At 27.1% G+C, this 26,430-nt stretch carries 27 protein-coding genes; 18 read left to right on the top strand and 9 right to left on the bottom strand.

The window, feature by feature from the left end; genetic code table 11:
* Positions 1–177: 177 nt before the first annotated feature.
* Genes CRU95_RS01065 through hemW form a run of 6 tightly spaced genes read right to left on the bottom strand, consistent with a single transcriptional unit; the run spans position 178 to position 5,980 of the window.
* Complete coding sequence (locus CRU95_RS01065) at positions 178–1,233, bottom strand: tyrosine-type recombinase/integrase (protein WP_129099297.1); 1,056 nt, start codon at positions 1,231–1,233, stop codon at positions 178–180.
* Between the two features lie 4 nt (positions 1,234–1,237).
* Positions 1,238–1,513, bottom strand: coding sequence for a hypothetical protein (locus tag CRU95_RS01060; protein WP_129099296.1), 276 nt, complete (start codon positions 1,511–1,513; stop codon positions 1,238–1,240).
* A 20-nt stretch (positions 1,514–1,533) separates the two neighbouring features.
* On the bottom strand, positions 1,534–2,010 hold the full coding sequence (locus CRU95_RS01055) for a hypothetical protein (RefSeq protein WP_129099295.1): 477 nt from the start codon (positions 2,008–2,010) through the stop codon (positions 1,534–1,536).
* Between the two features lie 46 nt (positions 2,011–2,056).
* On the bottom strand, positions 2,057–4,024 hold the full coding sequence (locus CRU95_RS01050; protein WP_129099294.1) for a M3 family metallopeptidase: 1,968 nt from the start codon (positions 4,022–4,024) through the stop codon (positions 2,057–2,059).
* A 10-nt stretch (positions 4,025–4,034) separates the two neighbouring features.
* Positions 4,035–4,859, bottom strand: a complete 825-nt coding sequence (gene prmC, locus CRU95_RS01045; protein WP_129099293.1) for a peptide chain release factor N(5)-glutamine methyltransferase — start codon at positions 4,857–4,859, stop codon at positions 4,035–4,037.
* Between the two features lie 59 nt (positions 4,860–4,918).
* On the bottom strand, positions 4,919–5,980 hold the full coding sequence (hemW, locus tag CRU95_RS01040) for a radical SAM family heme chaperone HemW (RefSeq protein WP_129099292.1): 1,062 nt from the start codon (positions 5,978–5,980) through the stop codon (positions 4,919–4,921).
* A gap of 55 nt (positions 5,981–6,035) precedes the next feature.
* Between hemW and CRU95_RS01035 the strand changes: the two genes are divergently transcribed.
* Genes CRU95_RS01035 through folP form a run of 5 tightly spaced genes read left to right on the top strand, consistent with a single transcriptional unit; the run spans position 6,036 to position 9,780 of the window.
* Positions 6,036–6,539: an RNA pyrophosphohydrolase gene (locus CRU95_RS01035; RefSeq protein ID WP_129099291.1), complete on the top strand. Its 504-nt coding sequence runs from the start codon at positions 6,036–6,038 to the stop codon at positions 6,537–6,539.
* A gap of 17 nt (positions 6,540–6,556) precedes the next feature.
* On the top strand, positions 6,557–7,765 hold the full coding sequence (locus CRU95_RS01030) for an aspartate kinase (RefSeq protein WP_129099290.1): 1,209 nt from the start codon (positions 6,557–6,559) through the stop codon (positions 7,763–7,765).
* 2 nt (positions 7,766–7,767) lie between these two features.
* Positions 7,768–8,319, top strand: coding sequence for a HobA family DNA replication regulator (locus tag CRU95_RS01025; protein WP_129099289.1), 552 nt, complete (start codon positions 7,768–7,770; stop codon positions 8,317–8,319).
* Positions 8,320–8,321: 2 nt separating this feature from the next.
* A complete protein-coding gene (locus CRU95_RS01020) occupies positions 8,322–8,945 on the top strand; it encodes a DNA polymerase III subunit delta' (protein ID WP_129099288.1) in 624 nt (207 codons plus the stop codon).
* A 25-nt stretch (positions 8,946–8,970) separates the two neighbouring features.
* On the top strand, positions 8,971–9,780 hold the full coding sequence (gene folP, locus CRU95_RS01015) for a dihydropteroate synthase (protein ID WP_129099287.1): 810 nt from the start codon (positions 8,971–8,973) through the stop codon (positions 9,778–9,780).
* Here the strand turns inward: folP and CRU95_RS01010 are convergent.
* The gene (locus tag CRU95_RS01010; protein ID WP_129099286.1) at positions 9,777–10,607 is read right to left on the bottom strand and encodes a prephenate dehydrogenase; all 831 of its coding nucleotides are present in this window, start codon (positions 10,605–10,607) and stop codon (positions 9,777–9,779) included. The two genes, folP and CRU95_RS01010, sit on opposite strands and share 4 nt — an antisense overlap.
* Before the next feature lie 108 nt (positions 10,608–10,715).
* On the opposite strand from CRU95_RS01010, the gene bamA reads away from it, so the two are divergent.
* The 6 genes from bamA to CRU95_RS00980 are packed head-to-tail and all read left to right on the top strand — an operon-like array spanning position 10,716 to position 18,324.
* The gene (gene bamA / locus CRU95_RS01005; RefSeq protein ID WP_258238580.1) at positions 10,716–12,977 is read left to right on the top strand and encodes an outer membrane protein assembly factor BamA; all 2,262 of its coding nucleotides are present in this window, start codon (positions 10,716–10,718) and stop codon (positions 12,975–12,977) included.
* Positions 12,978–12,995: 18 nt separating this feature from the next.
* A complete protein-coding gene (locus CRU95_RS01000) occupies positions 12,996–14,066 on the top strand; it encodes a dehypoxanthine futalosine cyclase (protein WP_129099285.1) in 1,071 nt (356 codons plus the stop codon).
* A gap of 52 nt (positions 14,067–14,118) precedes the next feature.
* Positions 14,119–15,357, top strand: coding sequence for a pitrilysin family protein (locus CRU95_RS00995; protein WP_129099427.1), 1,239 nt, complete (start codon positions 14,119–14,121; stop codon positions 15,355–15,357).
* A gap of 1 nt (position 15,358) precedes the next feature.
* Positions 15,359–16,648 carry a glutamate--tRNA ligase gene (gene gltX / locus CRU95_RS00990; protein WP_129099284.1) on the top strand — a complete coding sequence of 430 codons (1,290 nt, stop codon included), beginning with the start codon at positions 15,359–15,361 and terminating at the stop codon, positions 16,646–16,648.
* Positions 16,645–16,923, top strand: a complete 279-nt coding sequence (locus CRU95_RS00985) for a YggT family protein (RefSeq protein ID WP_129099283.1) — start codon at positions 16,645–16,647, stop codon at positions 16,921–16,923. Before gltX ends, CRU95_RS00985 begins: the two co-directional genes overlap by 4 nt.
* A gap of 9 nt (positions 16,924–16,932) precedes the next feature.
* Complete coding sequence (locus CRU95_RS00980) at positions 16,933–18,324, top strand: transglycosylase SLT domain-containing protein (protein WP_129099282.1); 1,392 nt, start codon at positions 16,933–16,935, stop codon at positions 18,322–18,324.
* Here CRU95_RS00980 and CRU95_RS00975 read toward each other — a convergent pair.
* Positions 18,290–18,799 (bottom strand): hypothetical protein, encoded by a 510-nt coding sequence (locus tag CRU95_RS00975; protein WP_129099281.1) that lies wholly within the window; start codon positions 18,797–18,799, stop codon positions 18,290–18,292. The two genes, CRU95_RS00980 and CRU95_RS00975, sit on opposite strands and share 35 nt — an antisense overlap.
* A gap of 78 nt (positions 18,800–18,877) precedes the next feature.
* Here CRU95_RS00975 and mobB point away from each other — a divergent pair, with 78 nt between their 5' ends.
* From mobB to CRU95_RS00950, 5 genes are read left to right on the top strand one after another with little or no spacing between them, the layout of a single operon-like run.
* Positions 18,878–19,381 (top strand): molybdopterin-guanine dinucleotide biosynthesis protein B, encoded by a 504-nt coding sequence (gene mobB, locus CRU95_RS00970; protein ID WP_129099280.1) that lies wholly within the window; start codon positions 18,878–18,880, stop codon positions 19,379–19,381.
* Positions 19,381–20,226: a class 1 fructose-bisphosphatase gene (locus tag CRU95_RS00965; RefSeq protein ID WP_129099426.1), complete on the top strand. Its 846-nt coding sequence runs from the start codon at positions 19,381–19,383 to the stop codon at positions 20,224–20,226. The genes mobB and CRU95_RS00965 overlap by 1 nt, the downstream gene beginning before the upstream one ends.
* Positions 20,216–20,416, top strand: a complete 201-nt coding sequence (locus CRU95_RS00960; RefSeq protein WP_129099279.1) for a hypothetical protein — start codon at positions 20,216–20,218, stop codon at positions 20,414–20,416. The genes CRU95_RS00965 and CRU95_RS00960 overlap by 11 nt, the downstream gene beginning before the upstream one ends.
* Before the next feature lie 13 nt (positions 20,417–20,429).
* Complete coding sequence (gene metG, locus CRU95_RS00955; RefSeq protein WP_129099278.1) at positions 20,430–22,373, top strand: methionine--tRNA ligase; 1,944 nt, start codon at positions 20,430–20,432, stop codon at positions 22,371–22,373.
* 8 nt (positions 22,374–22,381) lie between these two features.
* Entirely contained in the window at positions 22,382–23,371 is a 990-nt protein-coding gene (locus tag CRU95_RS00950) for a peptidoglycan synthetase (RefSeq protein WP_129099277.1), read from the top strand.
* Here the strand turns inward: CRU95_RS00950 and CRU95_RS00945 are convergent.
* A complete protein-coding gene (locus tag CRU95_RS00945; RefSeq protein ID WP_129099276.1) occupies positions 23,368–24,024 on the bottom strand; it encodes a S24 family peptidase in 657 nt (218 codons plus the stop codon). The genes CRU95_RS00950 and CRU95_RS00945 overlap by 4 nt on opposite strands.
* A gap of 308 nt (positions 24,025–24,332) precedes the next feature.
* Between CRU95_RS00945 and CRU95_RS00940 the strand changes: the two genes are divergently transcribed.
* Positions 24,333–24,584: an OadG family protein gene (locus tag CRU95_RS00940; RefSeq protein WP_129099275.1), complete on the top strand. Its 252-nt coding sequence runs from the start codon at positions 24,333–24,335 to the stop codon at positions 24,582–24,584.
* 5 nt (positions 24,585–24,589) lie between these two features.
* Positions 24,590–26,410 carry a biotin/lipoyl-containing protein gene (locus CRU95_RS00935; RefSeq protein ID WP_129099274.1) on the top strand — a complete coding sequence of 607 codons (1,821 nt, stop codon included), beginning with the start codon at positions 24,590–24,592 and terminating at the stop codon, positions 26,408–26,410.
* The last annotated feature ends 20 nt before the right edge of the window (positions 26,411–26,430 follow it).

Genomic DNA, 26,430 nt, shown 5'->3' with positions numbered 1-26,430 from the left:
AATGAATAATTTATTTCATTATTATTATAATATTAAAATTTATTGAAACTTTTGTGACATTTTAAAATGTGTTAATATGATATTTAAAGATTTTGGGCAAAAATTTTATGATGAAAAGAGACTTATTATAAATTAAATTTTTAGTAAAAAAGAGTATATGAATGTATATATCAATATTTAAAATATATCTGTAGTCCTATTTAACCTATTTTTATCAAAATGTGTATATATTCTTGAAGTATTAATATCTGCATGACCAAGTGATTCTTGAACGAGTATTAAATCATGACTATTTTGATATAGTAATGTAGCAAATGAGTGTCTTAACATATGTGGTCCATTTTTTTCTTTTCTTATTCCACAACTTATTAAGATTTGTTCAACCAATCGACCTATGTACGCTTGAGTGATTTTTTTGTTTTTTTGATTACAAAAAAGTAAATTTTCTTCACAACAATTGTTTTCCAACCAAATTAAAAGATCATTTTTTATTATATGTTCTTTTATCATAACAATTCTTGGCTTGTTACCTTTTCCTCTAACTTGCACAATATAAGCATCACCATCTTTATTAATATCTTTTATTTTAATACTAATTGCTTCACCTACTCGAATACCTGTATATAAAATGATTTTTATAATTAACCTATTTCTGCTACCAATAATAGGATTTTTAAAAGGGAATTCTTCAATAGCATTTATAAATTTGTTAACTTCTTCTTTATTCATATAAGATGGCAGTTTTGTTCCACTTTTACCTGATAATCCACCCCAATTTTTTAATTCTATTCCATATCTATATGCATTACCATTTTCTTCTTCATTTTGTTTATCTATATATCCAAAAAAAGAAATTAATGCAATTCTATGATTTTTTTTACTCGCATCTGATAAATTTGCAGTTTGTGATGCTAAAAAATCACTTAATATTTCTTCGTCTATTTCACGCATTGAAGAAGCACCAAATTTCATTAGATAAAAATATAGTTTTTCTAAGGGCAAATAATAAACAGAAATTCCATTCATCCCGATATTCCTGACTTCTTTAATTAAGTTTTTTAAATCATTAATATCATTGAATCCATTAATTAATTCTTGAATTATTTCTGCAAGCCGATCTTTATTTGTAACTTGTCTATTTGAAAGAGATGTAATCTTATTTCTAACAAATCTACTTAGCCAAAATAAAAAGGTTTTATTAAAAGATATTTCACAGTCTAAAGGATATCTCATCTACTTACCATAAACTTGAAGTTTCTAAATCTTCTTTTTTATCATCAATTTCTAAATAAACTTCATCTGCATAATCTAAATATATGGCAAAGTCACCTATTATTAGACTATTTTGTATATTTCTTTTATTTAAATATACATTTTCAAAGCCATCAGATAAATCAGATAAATAGTATTCTACCATAGATGGTGCCATATTATTTATTACCTTATCTAATGAATTAAAATCATCTACCCCAAAAGTAGAATATAAAGATATTTTATTTAGAAGTAGTGTCATATTATTGTATTAAATCACCTTTATTTATTAAATCCATTTAGTAATGAAGCCATTCTGTTTAAATCAATTTTATCATCTGATTTTTTTTCCAATTGAATATCATCAACACTAACTGATTCTGCCTTTTGTTTAGGAAAGGTGTCGCTAGAAATAGTAGGTGTAGTTGAAAATTCTTCATCATCATCCTTTGATAAAGAATCATTATTATAGTTATTACTAGAATAATTATCCTTTTTCTTATCACCTACTTTTAGTATATTTTCAATTTTATGTAACATTGAATTTATATTACTTCCATGTTTTTCATTTGTAGAGTTTATATCATTTAATTTACTTTTTAAATCTCCATTTGAAGATTCTAAATCTTCAATTGTATTTTTTAATCCTTGGTTTTCTTTTTCTAAATCTTCTTTTTCTTTTTGTAAAGTTTCATATGCATTTATTAAATTAGAAAGAGCATCGCTCAATTTAGAAATTGTATCACTATTATTACTCATTAACTATCCTTATCTGATATTATATCAAGTCGTATTGTGCCAAAAATTAGCTAATAATTCCATCAATTTTTAATAAAGAGTCAACACTTGGCTCTCTTAGAGCAAATTCATAAAAAAGTTCATTCATATCAGAAGAACCCCCTTTTTCTAAAATTGCTTTTTTATATTTTAAAGCTAGTTCTTTATTGAATGTATTTTCTGATTCTATAAACATATAATAAGCATCTGCACTTAAAACTTCTGCCCACTTATAAGAGTAATATCCAGCTGCATATCCTCCTCCAAAAATATGGGAAAATCCATTTTGAAACTTGTTATAAACTGGTGGTTTTATGATCGAGATTTCATCTCTAATTTCATTTAATAATTTTTGCACATCATCTTCATTTTTGTATAATTTTTGATGAAGTTTAAAGTCAAAAAGAGCAAATTCTACTTGTCTAATCATATTTAATGAAGATTGGAAATTTCTAGCTTTTATGATTTTATCTATTGCTTCATCCGATAATATTTCACCTGTTTTATAATGTTTTGCAAACTGTTTTAATACAGTTTTATCATAAGAAAAGTATTCTAAAAACTGTGAAGGGAACTCAACTGTATCCCATGCAACACCAGAAATTCCACTAACAAAAGGTTCAGGAACTTTACTTAATAAGTGATGTAGAGCATGTCCCATTTCATGAAAAAGTGTTACAACATCTGAGTGTCTTAACAGTGATTTGGTATCCTTTGTTGATTGTGGAAAGTTACAAACAATGTAAGCAGTCGGTAAATGAATATTATTATGTTTATCAACATAATAAGAGTGCCAATTGTTCATCCATGCACCACCTCTTTTATCTTTTCTTGATTCTAAATCTATGTAAATTCTAGAAGATAATTTTCCACTTTCATAGATATCATAAGCAGTTGCTTTTTTATCCCAAGTAGGAGTATTTGATACTTTAAATTCAATATCAAATATAGAATTTAGAAATTCAAAAAATCCTTTTAAAACAGATTCTTTTTCAAAATATGGTCTATATAATTCTTCATCTAAATCATATTTTTCTTTTTTTAATTTTTCAGAATAATAAGATAAATCAAAAGATTTTAATTCTTCAATTCCATCTTTTTTAGCGAACTCTTTTATCTCTTCAACTTCATTTTTACCACCTTCTTTTCCTTTTTTAGCTAATTCATATAAGAAATCTATTACTTCATCCTCTGATTTAGCCATTTTAGTACTTAGTGAATACTGTGCATATGAGTTAAATCCTAGTATTTTAGATTTTTCATCTTTTAACGTAAGTATTTCTTCAATGATTTTTCCATTTTCTGGGGCTCTAGTGCAGTATGCTTTATATATCTCTTCTCTTTTATCTCTATTACTACCATATGTTATATAAGCAATATAAGAAGGCATTTGTAGAGTAAATTTATATTTTATTTTACCATCTTCTTCAAATTTGGCAAGTTCTAGGTCAGACTCTGGTATTTCTTTTACATCTTCATAATCTTCAATTATCATTTCATATGAGTTTGTTGCATTTAATAGATTTTGAGAAAACTTATGTGATAACTCACTTTGTCTTAAATTTATCTCTTTAAGTCTATTTTTTAAATTATTATTTAAATGACAACCTGATAATTCAAAGTCTCTAATTTCATTTTCTAAGACTTTTTTTTGTATATTATTTAAAGAGGTATTATCATTATCTTGTATATCTTTTAAAGATATATAAATATTTACATTTTGACTTAACTCAGTTGAGTAGTTTGAAATCAAAGGAAGACATTCTTCATGTACTTTTGTCGTTATTTCTGTATTTTTTACAGAATCAATGTGAAACATAGGAGTTAAGAATTCATTTATGCACTCCCCTATTTCTTGATATGGCTTTACAAAGTTATCATAAGTTTTATTTTCTAGTTTTAAAAGCTTCTCTATTTGCTCTTTTGACTCCTCTAATTTTATTTCTAATAATTTTTTCATTTTTTCTAAATTATTTACATTAAATTCTTCAAACATATTATTCCTTTTATTTAGTATTAAATTCAATTAAAAACCCTCTGTCAAAATCAGAATAGTCTTTATAAAACTCTAGTGATTTTACATTGAATTTTTTCATATAATTTTTTATAGATTCTCTTTGATCATATCCATATTCACAATATAGATATTTTATATTTTTTGATGTAACTTCTTCTATTAAATCTTTTAAAAGTTCATCACCAATTTCTCCTCCAAAAAGGGCATTTTTGGGCTCATATTTAACATTATGTGGTAAAACATAATTATTTGAAATATATGGTGGATTTGAAATACACATGTCAAAATCTCCACTAACCTCTTTTAATAAATCAGATTTTATAAAAGAAATTTGATTTTCTACTGAGTGTTTTTTTGCATTTTCTTTTGCTAATTCTAAGGCATCATCATTTATATCAACTGCAGTAACTTTTAGTTGGGGAAGTAGTTTTGAAAGCATTACTGAAATTATTCCACTTCCTGTTCCAATTTCTACTACTTTTGGATTTTCTATTTGTTTTAATTTTTCGAATGCTTTTTCAACTAATATTTCAGTCTCTGGTCTAGGTATTAAAACATTCTGTTTTATAATAAATGTTTCACCATAAAAAGAAACTCTATTTGTAAGATATTCTAGTGGAAAATGTGTGGCTCTTTTTTTAACTAAAGCTTTTAGTTCTTCCTCTTTTGTAAACTCAAAATTACCATTTAAATGCATCCAAATAACATTTTTTTCTAGTAGAAACATAATCAATATTTCTACTTCTTTTGCTGGTATATGTGTTACTTCTTTTAGCTCTTGTGAATATTTTTTAATGGTCTCTTTTATTGTCAATTAAACTCCTTTGAAAACCGTATTATACATATAGAGTATAAATTATTCTTTAATAGAAGCTAATCTAATATAAATAAAGATATCTCATCTGAGAGTAAAAAATTGTAATTATAGATTTTATTATCTACTTTGTATAGCTTTTTTTCTTCGATTAATATTTCTATTTTTTTTAATTCATTTTCATTAAAAATAGCTAAATTTACTCCCACATTAGATCTAAGACCTAATAGTACTTTCTCTGTTTTAATATCTACTTCATCCATATACTCTTTTTCATAAGAAATAGGGTTTTCTATATATTTTTCTATATTTTTATTGGGATAGTATCTGAAATTATCTACAAAGCCAACAGCGCCTGTTCCAATTCCTAAGTAGTTTGTATATTCCCAATAGCCAAAATTGTGTTTAGATTGAGTGTTTTTAGACTTTGAGAAGTTAGAAATCTCATATTGTTCATAGCCTAAGCCTTTTAAATAGTCAAATAGCTTGTAAGATAGCTCTTCATCATCTATTTTTACATGGGATTTATTAAAGAACTTTGTTCCCTCTTCTAAAGTTAAAGAATATGCACTTATATGATCAATATTTTGTTCATTTATCATATTAAAATCGTACTTTAATTTTTCAAAGTTATCACCTTGTACACCGTAAATAATATCACAGTTAATACTATTAAAACCTATACATTTGGCATTTTGTATAGCACTTATAGCACTATTACTATTATGCGCTCGATTTAAGTATCTTAGTTTTTTATCATTAAAACTTTGTACTCCAAAGCTGATTCTATTTACACCTAAATCTCTCATACCTTGAAGCCATTCTTTTGTTGCAGAATTTGGGTTAGCTTCACTTGTTATTTCGCAGTTTTCAATTAAATATGGTGATATGATTTTAAATATATTTTTATACTCTTTAAAATCTACACAACTAGGAGTCCCTCCACCAATAAATACCGTATCTATCTTTTCATCTTTTAAATAGTGTTCAATGTCGTAAATTAGTTGTTTTTCAATAGCTTTCATATAAGTTTGTTTCAAGTGAAATCTATCTACATATGAGTTAAATGCGCAATAAAAGCATTTACTATCACAAAATGGAATATGTATGTATAAAAGCAATTTTTAATCCTAAGTTTATTATAATATTTCCCTTATTATAAGGGAAAAGATATTTATGATTGATAAAAGTGAGAATATACCTACAAATGTAAGTGGTAAAAATTATAGACCTAATGTAGCAGCAATTGTTTTATCAGCAAAGTATCCTCAAAAATGCGAACTTTTCATAGCTTCAAGAACTGATGTCGAAAATGCATGGCAATTTCCTCAAGGTGGAATTGATGATGGTGAAACAGCCAAAGAAGCTTTATTTAGAGAATTAGAAGAGGAAATTGGTACTAGTGATATCAAAATCATTGCAGAGTATCCTGAGTGGGTAAGTTATGACTTCCCTCCAGCAATTGCCGAAAAAATGAAACCATATGATGGTCAAATACAAAAGTATTATTTAGTAAAATTAAATGATGGTGCTAGAATAGATATTTATACACATCACACACCTGAATTTAGTGAATATAAATTTGTTCCAACAAAAAATATTTATGATTATATAACTTTTTTTAAAAGAACAGTTTATAAGCAAGTATTGAAGTATTTTAAAAAAGAAGGTTATATTTAAAAAGGATTATGAATTAGATGTTAAAAGTATTAAAATTTGGTGGTACTAGCGTTGGCACATTAGAACGAATTCAAAATGTTGCAACTATTATTAAAAAAATTAAAGATGAAGGTCATGATGTTATTGCAGTAGTATCTGCAATGAGTGGTGAAACAAATAAGTTAATTGAATATGCTGAAAGTTTTTCAAAAATGCCTGCTTCTTCTGAAATGGATATGCTGTTAAGTTCTGGTGAACGAGTTACATCTGCTTTACTATCTATTGCTTTAAATGAAGCTGGGTATAATGCTATTTCAATGAGTGGTGGACGAGCTGGTATTGTAACAGATGAAAGACATACAAAAGCTAGAATTGAGTATATAGATACAAAAAATATGAAAGAATCAATAGCTCAAGGTAAAATTGTTGTAGTTGCTGGTTTTCAAGGTGTCACACAAAAAGGTAGAGTAACTACACTTGGACGAGGTGGTTCAGATTTAACAGCTGTTGCGATTGCAGGAGCAATAGAAGCAGATGTCTGTGAGATATATACAGATGTTGATGGTATATATACTACAGACCCTAGAATAGAGCCAAAAGCTAAGAAACTTGACAAAATATCTTATGATGAAATGTTAGAGTTAGCAAGTCTAGGTGCAAAAGTTTTACAAAATAGATCTGTAGAAATGGCAAAAAAATTAAATGTAAATTTAATATCAAGAAGTAGTTTTACTCCAGAAGTAGAAGGTACTTTAATAACAAAGGAAGAGAATATAATGGAACAGCCAATAGTAAGTGGTATTGCTTTGGATAAAAATCAAGTAAGAGTTGGTATGTATGGAGTTACAGATAGACCTGGAATTGCATCATATATTTTTACAGCACTAGCAGATGCAAATATTAATGTTGACATGATAGTACAAACAGTTGCAGTAGATGGAAAAACATCTTTGGACTTTACAATTCCTACAACTGATTTAGAAATTTGTAAAACTATTATGCATAAATTTGAAGATGAAGTTGAAAAATTTGACTACAATGAAAAAATTTGTAAAGTTTCAATAGTAGGCGTTGGTATGAAATCTCACACAGGTGTTGCTTCTAAAGCATTTACTGCTTTAGCTAATGAGAATATTAATATTAGAATAATATCAACTAGTGAGATAAAAATTTCAGTGATAGTTGAAGAAAAATATGCAGAATTAGCAGTTCGTGCTTTACATGATGCATATGAGTTGGATAAATAGAAGTGCAAGAGTTTTTAAATTGGACTGTTGATACAATCAGGGATGATAAGTTATTATCTCCTTGGTTAGAAGAAAAAAAATATGAATGGACACCTTTAGTTGCTAAGTCTGTATTAAGTATTTTAGATAAAGGTTGTTCTGTTATTGTTATAAGTGATGATGAGAGAAATTGGTTTTTAGAGTACATTCTTACAAATATAAATAAAAAAAGTTTAAATAGGCCATATTTGCCTTTTTATGATTTTAAATCATTTTATAAATTAATGGACAATGTTCAAAATGAAGATGATGTAAATTATTTAAAAGATATGTTAAATATCTCTTTTCCAAATGGATATTGTTTTTGGTACATAGGAAGAAGTCAAGATGCAAGAGCTTTTATACCAAAAGTTTCTAAATACTCTTTTCTTTGGCTTTTTGATGAAGAAAAACAAGATGCTTTTAATTTAAAAAGTAGCGATATAGCTTTAGATATGAAACTTTTACAGATGTTTAGATTATATAATAAAACCTTAAGTGCAGCTCTTTTTGCTGAGATTAATGTTGAGAGTTAAAATTGATTAATATTAATAGTTCAAGTATACTAATTGTTAATAATATAGATGAAACTTTAAATAGTCTAATTCCTTCCTTTCCTTCACATAGTTATAGGATTGTAAGAAATGAAGAAAAAGATGATTTTTTAACAGCTCAAGCTCAACAAGTTATTAAAGAAGCTTATATTTCATCAAATGAAACAAAATATATAGTTCTTTGTGGAAATAGCTTTAGAGTTGAGGCTCAAAACTCTTTACTAAAAGTATTAGAAGAACCACCCAGAAATATAGTTTTTGTTATTATCACAACATCAAAATCTAATATTTTACCTACTATTCTTTCACGAATGCCACATAAATATCTTAAAAGTAAAATAGATAGAGTTGATATTGATTTTGATTTTTTTAGAATGGATTTAAAAAGTTTATATCAATTTTTAAAGGATAATCAAAAAATTGGTAAAAAAGAAGCAAAAGCTATTATAGAATCAGTAATGATTAAAATTAATTTACAAAAAATAAAATTAACTCAAAAAGAGTTAGATGTTTTCTCAAATGGAATAAAACTTTTGGAGTTAAACTCAAGACCCATTAATATCTTAACTACTCTACTTCTAACAATTATTCATAGAAAACACAGATAATAAAACTTCAAAAAAGTGAGATTTCATGAAAACTAATAAAACAAAAATTATGGGTATTATTAATGCCAATGAAGACTCTTTTTTCAAAAATAGTAGATTTTACGGTTCAAGTGCAATTTTAAAAATAGAACAAATGATAAGTGATGGAGCAAATATAATTGATTTAGGTGGAGTTTCAAGTCGTCCAGGAAGTATTGCCGTTTCAGTTGAAGAAGAATTAAGTAGAGTAAAACCAATTATTGATTTAATCTATGAAGAAAAGTTATATGAAAAAGTTAAGTTTTCATTGGACTCATATGAACCAAAAGTGTTAGATTATGCATTATGTAAAGGGTTTAGTATGGTTAATGATATTACAGGACTAGAAAATGATGAAGTTTGTAAGGTAGCTTCAAAATATAATGCAGAGGTAATTATCATGCATATGCAAAATAATCCAGAAAATATGCAACAAAGCCCAAAATACAAAAATGTGATTTTGGATATTGATAATTTTTTTAAAAAAAGAATTGAAAAAGCAAAAAGTTTTGGAATAAAAGATATTATTTTAGATGTAGGTATTGGCTTTGGAAAAAATTTAGAACACAATTTATCACTTATCAAAAACTTAAATTATTTTAGTCATTTTGGATTTGAGTTATTAATGGCAGCAAGTAGAAAGTCTATGATAAATACTATTGTAGAGTCAAGTCCAGAAGATAGACTTCCTGGTACTTTAGCTATTCACTTGGAATCAATTAAAAATGGTGCTTCAATTGTGAGATGTCATGATGTAAAAGAACATTTTCAAGCGATAAAAGTTCAAGAAGCTATTAACGCTGTAGAGAGACTTTAAAGTATCTCATGTAAGCTATTAGCTTTTTTCATCCATAGAGCTAATGCTTCATAATCTTCTTTTTCAACCATATCTCTTACTTCTTTCATATGTGTTTCAAATAAATCTATTGATTTAAGTAGATTTTTTCTATTTTGTTTAAAAATATCAGTCCACATATTGGGACTTGATTTTGCTACCCTACTCATATCTTTAAAACCACCAGCAGCTAAGGCAATAATTGATCTTGGATCTTCATGACTCATCACTGTATTAGCTAGAGAGTAAGATATGGCATGTGGCAAGTGTGACATATAACAAGCATGAATATCATGATCAGAGGCTTTCATAAATACAAGTCTCATACCAATATTTTGAAATATTTTTATTGCTCTATTTTTATGTATTTCATCATTTTCCTCTAAATCACACAAAACAACAGTTTTACCTTCATATAAACCATCAATTGCAGCTTTAGGGCCAAAATTTTCAGTTCCTGTCATAGGGTGTGCTGCAATAAAGTTTTTTCTTATTTCTTTTGGAATATTTTTAACAATATACTCTTTTGTTGAACCTAAGTCCATTATAGTAGTATTTTTTGATGTATCTTTTAGTTCACCAAACATAGAAATTATTGAATCAACTGGAATAGCTAAAATAATTACATCTGAGTTCTTTTTTAAATCTTCTAAACTCATTAGTTTATCGACTAGTTTTAAATCCTCTATCTCTTTTGCAGTTTGTTCATTTCTTGCATAACCATATACATTTTTTGCAATTGCATATTTTTTTACAGCTTTCGCAATAGAACCACCCATAAGACCTAATCCAATAATTCCAATATTCACTATATTCCCTCTTGTTATTTATTATGAAAAAAGATTATATCTTAATCATCCTATAAAGTTTATTTAGTTATATTATCTGCTTTAATAAGAATAGTTATAAGGATACACGTGAAAAAAACTGCTTTATATACATCTTTAATGCTTGCTACATTTTTACATGGGCAAGAGATACAGTCAATAAAATATATTAACTTATCTAGAATTTCTCAAGATATCGCGGATGAAACAATAAACTTTAGAGTTGGTGATGACATAAATAATAAATCAATTAATAATGCAATTAAAAAGTTTTATAAATTTGGATATTTTGATGATATAAAAGTTAATAATAACAATGGAAATATTGAGTTTATATTTAAAGAAAAACCATCTATTGCTAATATAGAAATGAATAACTACAAAAGTAGAGATGAAGATAAAGAGGAATTATATTCAAGAATGGGTATAAAAAAAGGGAATATGTATACTCCTTCTAAAATTAAGCATGCAAAAGAAATTTTACTCAAAAATTTAGAAAGAGAAGGTTATGTAAATTCTGTTGTTGAAGTAAATGTAGAAAACTTAGATAATGATGCAGTGGCAGTTACTTTTGATGTAAATGTTGGTGATGAAATTCTAATTAAAAAAGTAAATTATTATGGTGCAACTAAATTAGACTCAGATGATTTTACAGAAGTAACTGCAAATAATGAACGGGATTTTATTCCTTGGTGGTTTGGAAATAATAGTGGAGAAGTTAATTTAGAGCAACTAGATTATGATGCTCCAAGAATTAGAGATCAGTATTTTAAAAATGGTTATTTAGATTCTGTGGTAAAAGATCCTTTTATGAAAGTTAATTTTGCATCAAATGATGCTGTTTTAGATTTCTTTATTCATGAAGGTGAACAGTACAAAACAAATGATATTAAAATATATGTTGATGCTTCAATAATCGATCCTAAAACTTTATATAGTGACTTAAAACTTGAAAAAGATGATATTTTTAATATTGAAAAACTTAGAAAAGATGTTGAATTCTTAAAAACAAAGGTATCTGATTTAGGATATGCATTTACACAAGTTAAGTATGATATAAACAAAAATGAAAAAAATGGTACAGCTGATGTAATATTTAACATAATTCCTGGTAAAAAAGTTTATATAAATGATGTAATTATTTCAGGAAATAGTAGAACATTAGATAGAGTTATAAGAAGAGATGTTTATCTAGCACCTAGTGATTTATTTTCACTTACAGATTTAACAGAATCTAAAAATAAATTAAAAAGAACAGGTTTCTTTGATGATGTAACAATTGAACAAAAAAGAATTACTGATACAACAATGGACTTAATAGTAAATGTAAAAGAGACTCCAACTGGAAATATTACGCTTGGTGGTGGATATGGATCATATGATGGATTATTAGTAAGTGCAGGAGTTAATGAAAAGAATGTATTTGGTTCGGGATTAGCACTTGGAGTAAATGTAGACTTTTCAGAAAAAAACCACAATTATAAAGTTTCGTTATCAAACCCTGCTATTAGAGATAGTAAATATAATGGATCAGTAGAAGTACATCAGTCAGAAGATGAGATAGATTATAGCGGTACTGATGATGGTGATTATGAATTAGATAAAACTTCAAAAGGATTTTCAGTTTCAGCAGGTAGAGAAGTTATAAGAAACTTATATGCAGGTGTAAAATATAGATTTGACATGATTGAAGAAAAATATTCAGATAATGATAAAAGTGATGGAATAGACTTGCCAGATAATGTTAATCAAGACTATATTACAAGTTCAATTACTCCATATCTAAATTTTGATAATACTGATGATTATTTAATACCAAGAAGTGGTATTAAAGCCGGAACTTCTTTCGAATATGCAGGACTTGGTGGTGATTCTGAGTATATGAAAAGTTTAACAAACTTTAAATATTTTCATTCATTAGAAGATTTAACTAATCATGACTGGATTTTTAGATATAGAGCAAATTTAAATTATCTAATAGATAATGGACACTTAAATAGAGGGGACTCATTGTATATGGGTGGACCAAAATCATTAAGAGGATATGAATCATATGCCTTTGGTCCAGATGACAACTTAATAAATAAAACAGTTTATAAACAAATGTTTGCAAATAGTATTGAGTTATCCTTTCCTTTAATTCCTAAATCTAAAATGAGATGGGGAGTTTTCTATGATTATGGTATGATAGGGAAAGATTCCTTTTCAGAAATAAAAAGAAGTGGTGCTGGAGCTTTATTTGAATGGATATCTCCATTTGGGCCACTTCAATTTATCTTCTCTCAAGCATTAGATGATGAAGCTGGAGATAAAACATCTTCATTTGAATTTGCTTTAGGGTCATCTTTTTAAAATTATAAAGAGTAAATTATGGTAAAAAAAATGAGTACAATAAAGAATAGAATTACAAAAAAAGAGGCTTTAGATCTAATTCAAAATACCTCTTTAGTTGAATTAGGAGAAATGGCTTCTAAAATTAAAGAACAATTACATCCCGATAGAATTACATCATTTGTAGTTGATAGAAATATCAACTATACAAATGTTTGTTGGGTAGATTGTAAGTTCTGTGCTTTTTATAGACATGGAAAAGATGGTGATTCATATGTATTAACATATGAAGAAATTGACAAAAAAATAGAAGAATTATTAGAAATTGGTGGAACTCAAATACTTATGCAAGGTGGAGTTCATCCAAAATTGAAAATTGATTATTATGAAGATTTAGTAGAACATATTCATACTAAATTCCCGCAAATCACCCTACACTCTTTTTCTGCAATAGAAATTGTTTATATTGCAAAGGTTTCTAAAATAACTATTTTAGAAGTTTTAAAAAGATTGCAAGCAAAAGGATTAAGTTCTATTCCTGGAGCTGGAGCTGAAATTTTAAGTGATAGAGTAAGGGATATTATTGCTCCTAAAAAAATAGATGCAAGTAAATGGTTAGAAGTTCATAAACTTGCCCATTCAATTGGTATGAAAACAACTGCTACTATGATGTTTGGAACTGTTGAAACAGATGAAGAAATTATAGAACATTGGGATTTAATTAGACAACTACAAGATGAAACAGGTGGTTTTAGAGCTTTTATTATGTGGTCTTTTCAAAGTAGTAATACTAAACTATTAGAAGATATTCCTGATTTGAAACCTCAATCATCAAATAGATATTTAAGACTTTTAGCAGTTTCAAGAATTTTTTTAGATAACTTCCCTAATATTCAAAGTTCTTGGGTGACTCAAGGAAGCTATATCGGTCAAATGGCACTTAAATTTGGTGCAAATGACTTAGGAAGTACAATGATGGAAGAAAATGTAGTTGCTGCTGCAGGTGCTAGTAATTGTATGAATCAAGATGAGATGATTGAATTAATTCGAGATATAGGTGAAAACCCAGCAAAAAGAAATACTGCATATGAGATATTAGAAAGGTTTTAATTCTAATATGAAAAAAATAGCATTAATTTTATTTATAATACAAGGATTTTTAATGGGTGCCCAAATAGAGCATATTAAAATAGAAAATACAAATATACCAATAATTTTTGAAGAACAACACTCTTTGCCAACTTTTAATTTACAATTAGTTTTCAAAAATAGTGGTTCAATAAAAGATAAAGATAAAAATGGATTAGCAGGTTTATCTGCAAGATTATTAAATGAAGGTACTTTAGAAGATGGAAGTACAAAATTTGCACAAAAATTAGAAAATTTAGCAATTTCACTAAATGTTTCTCATGGTTTTGAAACATTTGTTATTGAATTATCATCTATTAAAGATGTTTACAAAAATGGACTAGAATTATTAAAAGAATTGATAAAATCTCCCAACTATAAAGATGAATCATTAGAAAAAGTAAAAACAATTTTAACAGGTTCTTTAAAAAGAAAAGAAAATGATTTTGATTATGTATCAAGAAACGAATTAAATAAAATACTTTTTAAGGGTACTTCTTTAGAAAACCCATCAAGTGGGACAACAGAATCTATTTCAAAAATCTCACTTGATGATGTTAAAAACTTTATTAATTCAAATTTAGTTTTAGAAAATCTAATAATTGTAGCAGGTGGTGATATTACTTTAGACGAAGTAAAAAATGATTTAACCCCTCTTTTAAGCTCTTTAAAACATGGAAAAGAATCAAAAATGATTGATATTGAGGCTTCTGATAAAAAAGTTATAAAAGAACAGATAAAAGAGACAGAACAAGCATATATTTATTTTGGAAGTCCTTTTGATGTAAAAGTAAATGATGAAAATAATTATATTGCAAAAGTAGCTTCATTTATTTTAGGTGGAAGTGGTTTTGGTTCAAGATTGATGGAAGAAATAAGAGTAAAAAGAGGTTTAGCATACAGTGCTTATGGTCAAATTTCCATAAATAAATCTCATACATATTTTACTGGTTATTTACAAACAAAAAACGAAACAGCAAATGAAGCAAAAGACTTAGTAAACAAAATTGTTGATGAATTCGTAAAAAAAGGTATCACAAAAGATGAATTGGAAGCTGCTAAAAGTTTTTTAACAGGAAGTGAGCCTTTAAGAGTTGAAACTTTAAGTCAAAGATTAAATCGAGCGTTTACTCTTTATTATAGAGGTTTAAATCAAGACTATTCAACTAAAGAGTTAGAAAAAATAGAAGAATTAAGTTTAAAACAGATTAATGATTATGTTAAATCTCATACTGAGATAAAGAATTTATCATTTTCGATAGTAAGGAAATAGTTTGTTAAGATTTTCGCAAAGTCTTACAGAGCTTATGACTATAGGAAACCTAAGAGTTGCTTTATTCAATTATATTGTTGCTAAGCAGTTAAATGAAGAACTTTTGGTAAGAATAGAAGATACTGAAAAAGAAAAAAACATTGATGGAAATGAAAAAGAAATACTTGAACTTTTAAATCTTTTTTCTATTGATTATAAATCTGTTGTTTATCAAAGTGAAAATTTTAAATATCACCAAAAATTAACAATGCAATTAATGAGTTCAAAAAAAGCTTTTGTTTGTTTTTGTTCTAATGAAAAGTTAGAAGAAATAAAAGTTAAATGTAAAGAAAAAGGGAAACCAAATAGTTATGATGGTTTTTGCGAAACCTTATCAGATGAAACAGTTTTAAACTGCAATGCACCATTTACTGTTAGAATTAAAAAGCCAGAAAATATTATAGAATTTACTGATTTACTTAAAGGAAATTTTTCTTTTGAACCATCTAATGTTGATTCTTTTATCATTTTAAAACATGATAAAACACCAACTTATAACTTCTCTTGTTCTGTTGATGATATGCTTTATGATATCTCTACTGTAATAAGAGATGAAAGACACATAGAAAATACAGTAAAACAAATACATGTAAGAAATCAATTAAACTATACTAAAAGTATTGAATATATACACCTTTCTTCTATTTTAAATGTAAATAGTAATAAAAAAAATGCTGAAAATAGTGTAAAACAATTTATAGAACAAGGGTTTTTACCAAGTGCAATTGCTAATTATTTAGTCTTATTAGGAAATGAAACTCCAAATGAAATTTTTACAATTGAAGAAGCTATTGAGTGGTTTGATATTAAAAAAGTTTCAAAAGATACAGTTGAATTTGATATAGAAAAATTAAAACTTATCAACAAAAAACATATTGCTGATTTAGATGAAATGAGATTATCCAAAATATTAGGGTTTGCTGATACAGATATTGGAAAGTTAGGAAAACTATATTTAGATGAAGAAAGTACAATAAATGAGATTAAAGCTAAAATAGATTTGATTTTTAGTTCAAAAGTTTCTTTAAAAGGATTTGAAGATGAATTTTCTAACTTAAAAAAATGTTTGTCATATGCTCCTTTTATGGATGATTTTAATGAATTAGAAAAATATATTATAGAAAATACAAAATTAGATGATAAATCCTTATCAATAAACTTGAGATATCTTTTAACAGGAACACATACAGGTCCAAATTTATCAGCTATTTATTCACTAATTAAAAATTATATGGGAGAGATTGTAAAATGACAGATGCATTAATAGGCTCAATTGCTACAGTTGTAATGAGTGTTATATTTTTATATAAGTGGGTGGTGATTATTTCGGCACTTATTTCTTGGGTTAGACCAGATCCTTATAATCCAATAGTTCAAATGCTATATAGATTGACAGAACCTGCATATGCTTTAATAAGAAAGTATATTCCTACAGTATTTGGTGGTATGGATTTAGCACCAATGATTCTTATTTTAATACTTATTTTCCTAGAAACATTTTTAGGAAGATTATTTATGGGAATGTAAGGATTTTTTATGAGATTTAAGACTGTTTTGTGCTTTTTTCTCATAAATTCTTATGTATATTCCTCTGAGAATATTTCAAAAAATGATTTTGACAATTATGTAAAACTATCAAATAGTGAAAAATCATATGAAAATACTATAAATATATTAGAACATATCTCAAATGTAAATAAAATCATTTTTGATGAATATGCAAAAAAAATAGACCTTGATGAGACTTTGGCAGTTTCACAATGTCTAAATGCTCAAGCAAAAGAGTTAATTAATTCATATAGTGATTGTATTGCTATTGGACTTACACTAAAAAAAGCTTTATCTCTAAATGCCTTAGAATTAAATTCAATAATACAAAAGATTCAAGATACTTATCCTCTCTTAGCAAAAGAATTAAAAATTATAAACTCCCCTATTCCTTTTACTAAAGTTGTTTCATCTTCAAAAGATGTGATTTATAATTTATATTTAAATGTTAATAATAATTTTTTAAATGAAAAACTAAACTATAAATTTCCCTCTAAGACTATTGAAAAGATAAAGGATGATAAAAGATTTGAAAAGTTTTTATCAATAGTTATTTCAAATCCCAAGTTAAACTTCTTGCAATCTACTTTTTTAGAATTTGATGATACAAATTATAATTATGAGATATCATTTTTATTAGGTTTAAATAGAGTTTTAAACAAAAAATATGATCTTAAAACAAATATATACTTTGAAAATGCCCTATTAAAAGATATTACTCAAAAAGACAAAGATAAAGCTAACTTTTGGCTTTATTTATTAAACAAAGATGAAAAAAGCTTAAATGCACTAAAAGAATCAAATAACTTAAATATTTATACTTTATATATAAAGCAACAATTGAAAGAAAAAATAAAAGTTGGTGATGAATTTAAAGTATTAGATTATGATTTTTTAAGAAAATATCCTAATGATAAAAAAGTGTTGATTAACTCCTTTGCTAAGACTCTAAGCTCTTTTGATGAAAATAAAGTTTCACCTGATTTTAACTTAGGTTTAATGCAAATAAATCTAAAAAAAGCTGAAAAGATAATTGTTTTAAATAAGTTATCTACAAAAAAAGAAGAACTTCTTGACCCTAAGATAAATATTGATTATTTTACTTATATATTAGATGATTTAAAAACTGATTTTTTTCATCCTTTAATGTACTTTTATTCATATTCTAATAATAAAGAATATTTAAAAGATAAATTAAAATTTGATTTGTTTAATACAAAGAATTTGTATGAACCATACTTAAGTTTAGAGCTTATGGATAGTGAAAAAGCAAAAGATTTTATTGTAAACTTTATTGTTTATACTAAGATTATAGATAAAAAAGAACTAAGTTTAGATGAGTTTTTTAAAAACTTATCTCAACTTTCTGTTTCTCATTAAGACTATATGTTAATACTGGACTTTCTATATTCTTATTTTTTTCAAATTTGATTAAATAATATTTAGCCCATGGATTTTTTAAAGGTATTGATTCAATGATTTTTGAACCTTTTCTTATCTCTTCCATTTTTATATAATTTTCTTTATAACTTATATTATTTTCTTCTTCCTCTTTTGAATAACTTTGTTTATCTAAAGTTATATTAGGTGTTCCAGCTTTTTTATTATTTGCAACATAAACAGAAACTATGAAATTTTCGTACTTATCATCATATTTATCATCAACTTTATTTAAATATGTTGCAGTAAATATAGATATAACTTCATTATTTTCAACAACATCTGCTTTCTTTGTATATTGTAATGAATTAAGAAAAAATTCATCTTTATTAAAATATTTTGTTATAGAATAAGAGCTACAACCAGTTATAAAAAGTAAATAAGTAAATAAAATAATCGACAAAAGTTTGTTCATAAATTCTCCAAATTTATATAATAAGTTCGTGATTTTACACTAAAGATACTTTAACCATCATTTAGATAAAATCCCAAAATGAAATTAAATACAAAAAAACATTTGGCTGTAGCATTTACAGGTCCCTCAAATAGTGGGAAAACAACATTAGTAATAAAAGTATCAAGTATTCTTCAAGATATGGGATACAAAGTTTGCATAGTAAAGCATGATCCTAAAGATAAGGCTAGCTTTGATAGAGAAGGAAAAGATTCTTTCAAGTTTTTTCAAACAGGTGCAGATGTTGCAGTTGTAGGGCCTACTAGAACTACAATGTTTAAACAGACAACTTCTTCATTGGAAGAGATTATAAATATGTTTGAAGAATTTGATTATTTGTTAGTTGAAGGTCTTAAGACTTTACCTCTTCCAAGAATAGCAATATTTAGGGATAAAATTGAAGAATCTTATTTTGAAGTAACAGATGTAATTGCAACTGATGAGAGTATAAAAGATATTCCTGAAGGAATGAAAAAATTAGATTTAAATAATCCAGAAGAGATAATTGAATGGATTGAACAAAATGCGAAAAGAGTAAAGTGATGAATGAAATTTTTGATGCTATAAAAGAATCAGCTATAAAGATAAAATATCTTATAGAGACAGGTGATACAGGAAAAAGTGAACAAGAAAATTCAACTGGAGATACTCAATTAAAACTTGATATCCAAAGTGATGTAATTATTGAAAAGATATTTTCAAAAGTTAAATCAATAAAAGCGATAGTTAGCGAAGAACAAGAAAATATTGTAAATCTACATGATGATGGTAAGTATTTAATTGCTTATGATCCTTTAGATGGATCTTCTTTAGTTGATGTTAACTTATCAGTTGGTTCTATTTTTGGTATTTATTCAAATGAGTTTAATGCTGCTAATATAGTAGCTTCTGTTTATGTAGTGTTTGGACCTAGAGTTGAAATGGTAATTACAACAGATGATGTAAAAATGTATAGATTACTTAATGGAGAATTTAAATTTATTCAAGATATTAAATTAAATGATAAAGGGAAATTAAATGCTCCTGGTTCTACACAAAATTGTTGGGCTCCTTTTCATAAACAACTAATAGATGATATTTTTAATGATGGTTATAGATTAAGATATAGCGGTGGAATGGTTCCCGATCTTCATCAAATACTTCTAAAAGGTGGAGGGTTATTTTCATATCCTGGAACTACAGATAGACCAAAAGGAAAACTAAGACAACTTTTTGAAGTTTTTCCTTTTGCACTTACTTATGAAAAAGCAGGTGGTGGAGCAGTTGATGGGTTTAAAAGAGTTTTAGAAGTTCCTACTACTCATATTCATGATACAACTCCTTGTTTCTTTGGTTCAAAAGAAGAGATAAATAGAGTTTTAAAAGTTTATAGTGAAAATGGAAAATAATCAAAATCCTGATCATTGGGAAGAAGCTTTAGAAGAGCAAATAGTTGGATTAAAAGAGTGTCAAAAGTCTTTTGGTTTAGATTCTTGTAATCCTTGTGAGAAGTTTTTCGATTGTGAAATAAGAAAAAAATATGTTATAGCCGTGTATGAATCTATGAACAAAGGTTCTACAGGTGGATTTGAATTTTAATTAAAGGTAAAAAATGAATTGTCATAAAAATGTTTATATTACTACTCCAATTTATTATGTGAATGATGTTGCACATATAGGACATGCCTATACTACAATCATCGCTGATATGTTGGCTAGATACTCAAGATTAACTGGTAATAAAACTTTCTTACTTACTGGTACTGATGAACATGGACAAAAAATCGAAGAGAGTGCAAAATTAAGAGGTAAAACTTCTAAAGAGTATGCAGATGAAGTTTCTGGTAAATTTAGAGCTTTATGGGATGATTTTGATATTTCTTATGATAAGTTTATAAGAACAACTGATGAAGAACATAAAACTGGTGTTCAATTTGCCTTTGAAAAAATGTTTAACAAAGGTGATATTTACAAGGGTGAGTACGAAGGTTATTATTGTGTGTCATGTGAGACCTTTTTTACTGAAAAACAATTAATAGAAGATGAGTTCTGCCCTGATTGTGGAAAACCTACAAATATAGTAAAAGAAGAGAGTTATTTTTTTAAATTATCTGCTTATGAAGATAAACTTCTAAAATGGTATGAAGAAAATCCAGACTGTATCTTACCTCGTTCTAAAAAGAATGAAATTATAAATTTTGTAAAAAGTGGACTAAGAGACTTATCTATATCTAGAACATCATTTGATTGGGGTGTTAAATTACCAGAATCATTAAATGAACCAAAACATGTTATGTATGTGTGGTTAGATGCCTTATTGAATTATATTACAGCACTTGGATATGGGACAGATGATAAAAATATGGAATATTGGCCAGCAAATATTCATTTAGTTGGAAAAGATATTTTAAGATTTCATGCTATTTATTGGCCAGCATTTTTGATGTCATTAGATTTACCATTGCCAAAACACATTGCAGCTCATGGTTGGTGGACAAGAGATGGTGATAAAATGTCAAAATCAAAAGGGAATGTGGTAAATCCTAAAGAAGTAGCAGATGCTTATGGTCTTGATGCTTTTAGATACTTTATGCTTAGAGAAGTACCTTTTGGTCAAGATGGTGATTTCTCTCAAAAAGCTTTGATGGATAGAATTAACTCTGATTTAGGAAATGACTTAGGAAATTTACTTAATAGAATCATTGGTATGAGTGGAAAATATTTTGAACATAAAGTTACTTCAAAAGATGTAGTTAAATTTCATAATAAAGAATTAGATGAAGTAAATGAGATTTTAGCTGGACTTAAAGATTATATTTACAATATGCAATTAAATAGATATCTTGAAGAAATTTGGAAGGTTTTAACTATTGCAAACAAAGCAATTGGTGATTATGAACCTTGGAGTAAAATGAAAGAAGGAAAAGTTGATGAAGCTATGGCTTTAGTTGCTTTGATTACTAATATTATGGCTAAAGTTGCCCTACTTTTAGACTCAGTTATGCCTGAAAAGATTTCTAAGATAGCTCAATGTATAGGAGTAGAAATAAATACTGAAAACTATACAAAAATTATAGAAAATAAAGAATTACTTGAAGATGTTACTATTACAAAAATAGAACAGCTTTTTCCAAGAATTGAAGAGTTATTATTAGAGCAAGCAAAACCTGCTGATGTAGCTACACAACCTACTAAAAAAGAGGAAGTAAAAGAAGTTATAGAAGAGGATAATTTAATTACAATTGATAAGTTTTTTGAAACTACTTTAAAAATTGGTACAATAGTAGAAGCTGAAGAAGTTCCCAAATCTAAAAAACTTTTAAAACTTCAAGTTGATTTAGGAGAAGGAAGAAATAGACAAATTTTAGCTGGAATAAAAGAGTCTTACAGTGCTCAAGAGCTTGTGGGAACACAAGCTTGTGTTGTAGCAAACTTAAAACCTGCAAAACTAATGGGAATGATAAGTGAAGGTATGCTTTTAGCTGCTCGTGATGAAAATGGTTTAAATTTAGTTCGTCCTGAAAAACCAAAAGTTTCTGGAACGAAAATCTCTTAAGAAATATTGTGAATATTTCTTCTATCATTGATATTATAGATGGCGAGCTTCAAAACTCTCCATCTATTTCTTTTATATACAATATTAAAACTGATCCAAAAAAAGTAATTGAAGGTGATTTATTTTTAGTTAAAAATAAAGATGATATAGAAATTGCTATGCAAAATGGTGCTTTTGCTATTGTTTATGATTTTGAAATTGAAGTGTTAGATAAAGAAATTGCTTGGATAAAAGTACCCTCAGTTTATCAAGCTTTAGTCAAACTTTTTAGATTTAAGTTTTCTACGCTTAATTTAGAAGTTTATTATTGTGATAAAGTTACTTATGACTTAATAAACATATATAAGTCTTCAAAAAAAGAGATTCATCTTATCTCTTCTAATTTATTAAGAAGTACAAAAATTATGGAAAATCTAAGTGAAGAAGAGATATTTTTTTGTGCAGATGAAGAGCTTATCAAAAAAATATATCCAAATTATAAAGTTTTTTCTACAAAAGAGTACAAAATTGATAATCTTATCGAACACTCGTTATTTGAAACATCATTTTCATATGAAGAAAAATATTTTAACAAACTAAAAATCCCATCACTTTATATAAATCAATTTTTAGATGTTTACAATTTTTTAAATATAGATATTGATTTTCATAAACTAATAAAATTAACGCACTTTAAACCTATTTTTGTGGATAAATATTTAAATGTAATAGATTTTGGTAAGAGCAATAAGTTCATTGTTTGTCAAAAAAACTTAGAATTACTGGTAGATGAAATTAAATATTTAGAAAAAAAATATAAATATGGTAAAACTATATTCATAAGTCCTATTTATATTGAAGGTTTAGATGAAGCCCAAATTGTCTTAGAAAATTTAGATAATTTAAAACAAGTTATTAAAAAAGAAAATTTCAATGCAATTTATATAATGGGATATGATAAGTTTAAAGTCGAAGAGACTTTAAAGCTATCTTTGCATGAAAGTGCAGAACTCTTTTAGAATACCATTCCAAAAGAGCCAACAACTTTACCTAAAACCTCTAATTCATCGATTTTCATAACTTGAGCAGGATAGTCTTTATTATCTGAAATAATATCAAGTTTTCCATCAACTCTTTTTTGTATTCTTTTTACAAAAAGCCCATGTGTTGTAGTAAAAGCATAGATTCCATCTCTAAATCCACTTTTTATTGATTTATCTACAAAGATAATATTATTTGAATTTAATGTAGGCTCCATTGAGTCACCAATTACATTTATAGCTTCGATATTTTTTAAGTTTTGCTCTCCACCTAAAGTATCTACAAAATATGGTGGAACTTCAATATTTTCATAATTTTCATCACTATCATATGCCCCTCCCCCTGCACTAACTGAAATTTCCGGAAAATATTTTATCCAATATTTATCTGTTGAGTCCACAAGTGATCCAGGATTTTGATTATATAAAAGCCAATTTATCGAAATCTTTTTTATTGCACAAAAGTCTAGTATATTTGAAAAAGGTATTCTACTTCTGTTTTTCATAGTTGCAAAATTTGCTTGTGATAAATTTAATGCATCTGCAACATCTTTATCAAATATTTTTCCTTTGATACCATCTGTACTTAAAACATCTTTTAGTCTTTCAATTATTTCATTAACTAATAACATTTTGTCTCCTTTTTAAAATTATATTACAAAATGAAAGATTTTTCAATAGTTTTATAAAATTATATTAAGATTTGTCATATTTATAGGAGAATGACATGCAAACAATAATTTTAGATACAAAATCATCAATTTCAAGAGCTATTAAAAGAATAGACTATTTATTATACAAATATGGTAACAAAATATTGTAAATATGTATAAATAATGTAAATTTTAAAATTTTACATATATTTTCCAAAAAATTAATTTTAACAAAGGTTAATTACTATAGAATTTAATTTGAATTCGGTGTTTTGACGGAGAAATATATGGAAACAAATTTAGTCATGGAAGCATTAAAATTTATGGTTTTAGGAATGGGAATAGTTTTTTCTTTCCTTATAATTATGGTTTTAGCTTTGAAAGCTCAAGCAGGGCTTATAAAAAAGTATTTTCCTGAAAAAGAAAATATAAAACCTGCTAGAAAAGTTCAACCTAGTGTTGCAACATCTGATACTACTGCAAAAAAGATTGCTGCTATTACTGCAGCTATTCAACATCACAATAATCAAAAAGGTTAATTTTAATGTCAAAAAAATATATTGATATAATGGATACCACTTTTAGGGATGGTTTCCAATCAGTTTTTGGTGGACGAGTTTTAATGAATGACTTTTTTCCAGCTGTTGAAGCTGCAAAAGAGGCAGGTATAAATCATTTTGAGTTTGGTGGAGGAGCAAGATTTCAATCTCTATTCTTCTATTTACAAGAAAATGCATTTGAAATGATGGATAAATTTAGAGAAATAGTTGGCCCCGATGCAAACTTACAAACTCTGGCTCGTGGAATTAATACTGTTATGTTAGATACAGGTTCTAGAGATCTTATTGATTTACATGCAAAAATGTTTGCTAAACATGGAACAACAACAATTAGAAATTTTGATGCTTTAAATGATGTTCAAAATCTTGAATACTCAGCAGAATGCATCAAAAAATATGGATTGAACCATGAAGTTGTTGTAACACTTATGGATTTACCTCCAGGATGTGTTGGTGCACATGATGTTCCTTTTTACGAAAAAACATTAAGAAAAATATTAGACAGTGGTGTTCCTTATGATTCAATTTGTTTCAAAGATGCCTCAGGAACTTCTTCTCCTCAAAAAATCTTTGATACAATCAAAATGGCTAGAAAGTTAGTGGGTGAAGATACTCATATTAGACTACATACTCATGAAACAGCAGGGGTTAGTGTATCTTGTTATTTAGCTGCACTTGATGCTGGTGCTGATGGTATTGATTTAGCTGCAAATCCAGTTTCAGGTGGTACTAGCCAACCTGATATTTTAACTATGATGCATGCAGTTAAAGGAATGAATTATGATCTTGGTGGTTTAGAAATAGAAAAAATTCTAAAATATGAAGAAGTTTTAAATGATTGTTTAAAAGATTACTTTATGCCACCAGAAGCTACTCAAGTTTCTCCTTTGATTCCTTTCTCACCAATGCCAGGTGGTGCATTGACTGCAAATACTCAAATGATGAGAGATAATGGTACTTTACACAAATTTCCTGAAGTTATAAAAGCTATGAGAGAAGTTGTTGAAAAAGGTGGATACGGTACTTCTGTAACTCCTGTTTCTCAATTTTATTGGCAACAAGCATATGCAAATGTAATGTTTGGTCCATGGAAACAAATAGCACCTGGTTATGGGAAAATGGTACTTGGATACTTTGGTAAAACTCCTGTTGAACCAGATGCCGAGGTTGTAGCATTAGCAGCAGAAAAATTAAAATTAAAACCAACAAAAGAAAATCCATTAGATATTTCAGATAGAGATGAAAAGAAAACTATGAAATATTGGGAAAATAGACTTGTTGAAGAAAATATTGAAACTACTGAAGAAAATATCTTTATAGCAGCTGCTTGTGATGAAAAAGGAATTTCATTTTTAAAAGGAAATAGTCCTTTAAGTGTTAGAAAAAATAGTTTAGATATATGTGAAGATGATAAAGATTGTAAATTAGGAGAAAATAAAGTTATGGGTAATTCAACTGGAAACTATACTGTAGTAGTAGATGGACAAAAATTTAATGTAACTGTTGCAGAAGGAAATGCAGATATTCAAGTAACACCTGTGCAAAATACAACAACAACTCAAGCTGCTGCAGCGCCAGTATCAAGTGGTGATGGGGTAGAAGTTGGGGCAACTGTTAGTGGTAATGTATGGAAGATAACTAAAAATGTAGGTGATAAAGTTGCAAAAGGTGAAGTTGTTGCGATTTTAGAAGCTATGAAAATGGAAATTGATGTTGAAGCGCCAGTTGATGGTACAATAAAATCTTTCTTAGTTACTCAAAGTGAAGCTGTTGAAGAAGGTCAAGTTATTGCCATTATTGGTTAATAAACAAATTGGAGAAAATT

This window comes from Arcobacter sp. F2176 (assembly GCF_004116465.1).
Classification (GTDB): domain Bacteria; phylum Campylobacterota; class Campylobacteria; order Campylobacterales; family Arcobacteraceae; genus Arcobacter; species Arcobacter siniprincipis.
The sequence above is the reverse complement of the archived record's forward strand: the minus strand, read 5'-3'. Positions and strand labels throughout refer to the sequence as shown.